The sequence below is a fragment of the Methylobacterium sp. E-005 genome (assembly GCF_022829725.1).
Classification (GTDB): Bacteria; Pseudomonadota; Alphaproteobacteria; order Rhizobiales; family Beijerinckiaceae; genus Methylobacterium.
In genome coordinates this window covers 1-3,301 of record NZ_JAKSYG010000121.1, presented here as the reverse complement: position 1 = coordinate 3,301, position 3,301 = coordinate 1, and the positions used below count along the sequence as shown (strand labels likewise).

Here is a 3,301-nt window from a genome sequence, read left to right as displayed (position 1 = left end):
CTCGACGACCTCGCCCATGGTCTCATGGCCCATGACGTCGCCCGGCAGCATGGCGGGGATGAAGTTGTGGAACAGGTGCAGGTCGGAGCCGCAGATCGCGCAGCTCGTGACCTTGATGATGGCGTCGCGCCCGTCCTCGATTTCCGGATCGCTGACGGTGTCGCAGCGGATGTCTTCCTTCCCATGCCAAACCAAGGCTCGCATAGCCGTCTTCTCCCATCGGGTGAGGGGCGAGGGCCGGATCCGGGCGGTGCAGCCCGTCCGGGCTAGGTTCTCGCAGGGATGGTCGTCGGTATTGCAACGGGGCGAACCTGGGCGATGGCAGCCACGTTCCCGCGTACAATCCCCTAGGAGACCTCCAGCGTGGCAGGCGGTTCGGCCCCGCATCAGACAGGCTGAGAGACCCGGATCATCCTGAAGGGCGTGCGGCGTCAGCGGCGTGCACTCAAGGGCTGGCGGCAACCGGGTTGCCGGGATCCTCAGGGATCCCGCAGCGGATCGCATCTGCGGACGAAAGCCCGGGTGGCATGGATTGAGCGCAGGGTGGCTGGATCTGCACCGCGCTCCAGCGCCTCTCGCTCGAGGGCGCGGAGCTGCTCCAGCAGGATAAGGCGGCCTTGCTGCGCCGAGTCCGGCAGCCGTTCCTGCACCAGCGCGACCAGCTCGTGCATTATCGGATCGTCGACGGGCTTGGACGAGCTATGCACGCGGCCTCTCTCACTGGGCCACCGACCGAAGACGATCGCACGGAGCCCAGCGCGGGCTATGCCGAGACGACGATGCGACGTGCGTGATTGCCGTCATCTGGATGAACGGACCTACCCGCCCGGCCTGGACGGACAAGTCCTGTCTGGTCTCTGCGCCCGGTAGCCGCGAGGGCCTGACCCGGCCGCTCGAGGCGCATCGCGGGCGTAAGGTCGTCTTATCGCTCGGAGACGGGTGCCTCGGCGGCGAACATCCACACCCGCGATAAGCCGGCCCGGCACGGTCGCCGAGCGGGCTGCCGAGGCGGCCGGACGGAACCCGCCGCTCCAGGCTTAGGGGTCAGCGCGAGCCTGACGCTGCGCGCGCGTCGCCGCTGCCTTGTCCGGCGGAGGCGTCGGATTTCGCGGAGTTGCTATCCGCGCCACCGGATGTGGAGCTGCCCGAACCGTTGAAGGACCCGGTCGTCTGCGGGTTCGGGTTGCCCGGCGTGTTCGCACCCGCCGTCATGTCGCCCATGAGCTCGCCGCGCTCCCAGCGCGACATGCCGACCGTGGCGAGCAGGTTCGTGGTCAGCGTGCCGGTGGGCTCGAGACCTTGCGCCTGCTGGAAGTGCGTGGCGGCGATCGTGGTGTCGTTGTTCTGCGCCTGCTGGAAGCTGCGCGCCGCCGCCGCGGTCTGGGGGTTCCAACGCCCGTCGACGGCACCCGTGCTGTAGCCCTTCTGGGTCAGCGACTGCTGGATCTGCCGCACGCCCGCCGAGCTCACATAGATCTGTGTACCCTGCCCATCCGCCTGATCCTGGGTGACGCGCTGGTTGCTGACAGCCGATTGCTGAGCCTGCGCGTAACCGCCGGCCAAGGCTACGATCATCGTGCTGACGAGAAAGACTTGCTTCAGTGCCATGAAGACCTCCTGTTGTGGACGAAGGGGCGAACCAGGCAAGGCTGCGCCCGTTTCCTTCGGGCGAATCCGTAGGAGGTCTCCGATGACGGTGAATTCCTGAGATCGGGAAAGAACTTAGTTGGAAATCGAATCGGGTCGGCGACGAACCTAAGGAAATACCCGGATCGTTCCGGGAAACGCTGACCGTTACTCTTGCGCCCCCGAGCGCGCGCCCACCGGCCGCCCGTCTGGAGGGGTGCTATGACCCATCTTGTGTCGGATGCAGAATGCGCGGTCCTGGCGCGCGAAGCCGCCGCGGCCATTGAGGCGGTCCTCGATCAGCGGTGCCCAGAACTGAAGCGCGCCTTCTGGAGCGCCGTCGAGAAGCACTACCGGTGGGGCCCCCAGGCCGGAGCGGCGCCTCCAGAAGCACCGAAGCCGAGCCTGGAGATGCAGCCGCCTGCCTGATGCCGATCGGGATTGTCCTAAGGACGTATCGCAGGAAACGGGGACGGCAGCGACTGGTTCGCGCTGAAGACCAGCGCCTGCGGTGCGCGGGGCCTCGCGACAGGCTAATCATGGTGTCCGTGATCGAATGCGCGTCGGGCGTCCTCGTGATGGGGATCGTCCTCCTCGACGTCTTCCTCACCGTTCTCTACGCCCGTGCCGGCATGGGCCTGATCGCCGAGCGTGCCGCGCATATCACCTGGATGGCCTTCCGCCGCGCGGCCGACGCGGCCGGAACGCATCGCGGCGCGGTGCTGTCCTTCTGCGGACCGGTCATCCTGCTTCTCTACGTCCTGCTCTGGGCCGTCGGCCTGACGCTCGGAGCCGGCCTCATCATCCATCCGGGGCTCGGGACGGGCGTGCAGGCAAGCAATGGACCCACACCAACGGACCTCCTCACCGCGCTCTATGCCGGCGGCAGCAGCATAGCGATCGTCGGTGCCAGCGATTTTCGGCCGACGACCAACGCCTACCGCGTCGTCTATCTTGTGAACTCGCTGATCGGGATGTCTGTGACCTCGTTGGTCCTGACCTACGTCATGCAGGTCTACGGCGCCCTTCGACAGCGCAACGCGCTCGGGCTGCAGCTGCAGGTCCTCTCCGGAGAAACCTCGGATGCGGGCGAGTTGCTGGCGCGGCTCGGGTCCCGCGGGCAGTTCAGCGCCGGCTACAGCCATCTCGTTACGCTTGCCGACGAGATGGCTGCAATGAAGGAGACACACCACTTCTACCCGGTGCTGTTCTACTTCCGGTTCGAGCAGCCGTACTACTCGGTCTCGGCGCAGGCTCACCTCATCCTCGATACGGTGTCGCTGATCCGCAGCACGCTCGCGAGCGAGGCCACGGCTTGGCTGAAGGAGGCTGCGGCGGTCGAGGCACTCTGGCGCGTGGCTCAGAAGCTTGTTGTCACGCTTGAAATAACTTTCTTGCCAGGCGATCCGCCGGTCGCGAAGGTGATCGATCCTGAGGAGCGACGACAGTGGCACGCCCATTGGGAGAGGGCAGCATCCCGGCTCGCCCAAGAGAGTATCCGAGCAGCGCGAGATGAGGTTGCAGCGCAGGCTTACTGGCCTGCCCCCTGAAAAGTGGTCCTCCCTGAGGTATGGCTTTGAGCCATGTGGAGGATGTCGTCATGGGACGGAAGAAGCATACGGCTGAAGAGATCGTTGCTAAGCTGCGGCAGGTCGATGTCTTGATCTCGCAGGGT

The 3,301-nt window shown here is 66.0% G+C and carries 5 protein-coding genes; 2 read left to right on the top strand and 3 right to left on the bottom strand.

All coding sequences use genetic code 11. The features are described 5' to 3' along the window. The 3 genes from MKK88_RS14420 to MKK88_RS14410 all read right to left on the bottom strand — a co-directional run. Positions 1-204: alcohol dehydrogenase catalytic domain-containing protein (locus MKK88_RS14420; RefSeq protein ID WP_244000786.1), on the bottom strand; the 204-nt coding region annotated here is incomplete at its 3' end. Between the two features lie 275 nt (positions 205-479). Further along, complete coding sequence (locus MKK88_RS14415) at positions 480-671, bottom strand: hypothetical protein (protein ID WP_244000784.1); 192 nt, start codon at positions 669-671, stop codon at positions 480-482. 373 nt (positions 672-1,044) lie between these two features. Next, positions 1,045-1,647 carry a peptidoglycan-binding domain-containing protein gene (locus MKK88_RS14410; protein WP_244000782.1) on the bottom strand — a complete coding sequence of 201 codons (603 nt, stop codon included), beginning with the start codon at positions 1,645-1,647 and terminating at the stop codon, positions 1,045-1,047. A gap of 201 nt (positions 1,648-1,848) precedes the next feature. Here MKK88_RS14410 and MKK88_RS14405 point away from each other — a divergent pair, with 201 nt between their 5' ends. Then, positions 1,849-2,055, top strand: coding sequence for a hypothetical protein (locus MKK88_RS14405; RefSeq protein ID WP_244000780.1), 207 nt, complete (start codon positions 1,849-1,851; stop codon positions 2,053-2,055). Between the two features lie 110 nt (positions 2,056-2,165). Further along, positions 2,166-3,176 carry a two pore domain potassium channel family protein gene (locus tag MKK88_RS14400; RefSeq protein ID WP_244000778.1) on the top strand — a complete coding sequence of 337 codons (1,011 nt, stop codon included), beginning with the start codon at positions 2,166-2,168 and terminating at the stop codon, positions 3,174-3,176. Positions 3,177-3,301 lie beyond the last annotated feature (125 nt).

Excerpts from the sequence above, each read along its gene's own strand:
- MKK88_RS14405 (WP_244000780.1), top strand. The coding sequence starts at position 1,849 with ATGACCCATCTTGTGTCGGATGCAGAATGCGCGGTCCTGGCGCGCGAA.
- MKK88_RS14400 (WP_244000778.1), top strand. The coding sequence starts at position 2,166 with ATGGTGTCCGTGATCGAATGCGCGTCGGGCGTCCTCGTGATGGGGATC.
- MKK88_RS14415 (WP_244000784.1), bottom strand. The coding sequence starts at position 671 with ATGCACGAGCTGGTCGCGCTGGTGCAGGAACGGCTGCCGGACTCGGCG.